The organism is Demequina sp., assembly GCF_024642165.1.
Classification (GTDB): Bacteria; Actinomycetota; Actinomycetes; order Actinomycetales; family Demequinaceae; genus Demequina.
In genome coordinates, this window is the sequence record NZ_JAHEBP010000044.1 from 15,250 (window position 1) to 16,707 (window position 1,458).

Sequence of the window (1,458 nt, forward strand, 5' to 3'; positions counted from 1 at the left end):
CCGCGACACCCACCGCCGCGACACCCACCGCGGAGCCGAGATCCTCGACTCAAGAGCCGCCGCCCGCGTCTCGGTCGACGATCCACGTGGTGGTGCGCGGAGAGAGCCTGTGGTCGATCGCCGCCGACGCGCTGGGCACGAGCGCCACGGACGCCGACATCGCCGCCGCGTGGCCGGAGCTCTACGCGGACAACCGCGACGTGGTGGGCGCGGATCCCCACCTGATCCTGCCCGGTCAGCGGCTCGAGCTGCGGGCGTGGCCGGCGGGATCGGCCCGATGAGCGCCGAGCCGGCCTGGGCGCCGCGTCCTCCGCGCGCGGACGTCTACGGGCGGGCGCGCCCCAGCCTGGGGGACCCCACCCCGCTCGCGTGCACCGTGGCCCTCACCGCGGTCGAGGTGGTCCACGGTGGGGACGGCATCGACACGCTGCTGCGGTGGATCACGCCGGAGGTGCGCGACCGGCTCGCCCGCCAGCACTCGCTGTCCCGGCGCGCCGGCCGCCGCGGCTCCGTGGACGCCCGGATCCTGAGGGCGCGGACCTGCCGTGTCGCCGCGGGCGCCGCGGAGGTCGCCGCGGTCGCGAGCATCGGCGACAGGTCCCACGCGATCGCGATCCGGCTCGAGGATCTGGCGGGACGGTGGGTCATCACCGTCCTCGACATCGGATGACGGCGATCGGGGCGCTACGCCCCGGCGGTCTCCTCGTTCCTGCCATGGCACATCTTGTACTTGCGCCCGGACCCACAGGGGCATGGCGAGTTCTTGCCGGTGCCGGGGAAGGTCCCGCCGTCGTCCCACGGCTTGGGAGCTGCCCCCGCGGCGGCACCCGGGGCACCCGCCGCCTTGTCGACCTTGGGCGCGGCAGAGCCGTCCTCTGACGGTCCCGAGAACGTCAGCGCACCCATGCGAGCCTGGACCGGGTTACCCATGGAGCCGGAGGCCGGGGTGGCCGACATGCGCTGCCCGGCCTGGCCCGCCTGCGTGGCGACACCGCCCGCGACTGCCCGCGCGGGCGCTCCGACGGGGGGCGCGGACTGCGCGGTGCGCGCCGCGGAGTCCGCGGTCAGACCACCGGCGGGCGGCTGCTCGGCCGTCTCGCGCTTCTCTACGCGGAACAGGATCGACACCGCCTGCTCCTTGATGGCGTCCGTCATCGCATCGAAGAGCTGGAAGCCCTCGCGCTGGTACTCGATCAGCGGGTCGCGCTGACCCATGGCGCGCAGCCCGATGCCCTCCTTGAGGTAGTCCATCTCGTAGAGGTGCTCGCGCCACTTGAAGTCGAGCACCTGCAGCAGCACCTGGCGCTCGACCTGACGCATGATCTCCGGCCCGATGCGCGCCTCGACCACGCCGTATTGAACCTTCGCGTCGGCCACCAGCTCGCGCTCCAGGAACGCCGTGGAGAGCCCCGAGAGGTCGCCCGCCTCCTCGATGAGCTCCTCGGCGGTGAGCGACAC

3 protein-coding genes are annotated in these 1,458 nt (G+C 73.7%); 2 read left to right on the top strand and 1 reads right to left on the bottom strand.

What is annotated here, in order from left to right; genetic code table 11:
• Together Q0L54_RS05855 and Q0L54_RS05860 are read left to right on the top strand one after the other, a co-directional pair.
• A partial coding sequence (locus tag Q0L54_RS05855; protein WP_296666186.1) for a LysM peptidoglycan-binding domain-containing protein occupies positions 1 to 281 on the top strand: 281 nt, incomplete at its 5' end.
• A complete protein-coding gene (locus Q0L54_RS05860) occupies positions 278 to 670 on the top strand; it encodes an Rv3235 family protein (RefSeq protein WP_296666187.1) in 393 nt (130 codons plus the stop codon). The genes Q0L54_RS05855 and Q0L54_RS05860, both read left to right, overlap by 4 nt.
• 14 nt (positions 671 to 684) lie before the next feature.
• Here the strand turns inward: Q0L54_RS05860 and Q0L54_RS05865 are convergent.
• On the bottom strand, positions 685 to 1,458 hold a 774-nt coding region (locus Q0L54_RS05865; RefSeq protein ID WP_296666188.1), incomplete at its 5' end, for an SEC-C metal-binding domain-containing protein.

Bases quoted from the DNA above. Each gene is read 5' to 3' on its own strand.
- Q0L54_RS05860 (WP_296666187.1), top strand. From the start codon at position 278: ATGAGCGCCGAGCCGGCCTGGGCGCCGCGTCCTCCGCGCGCGGACGTC.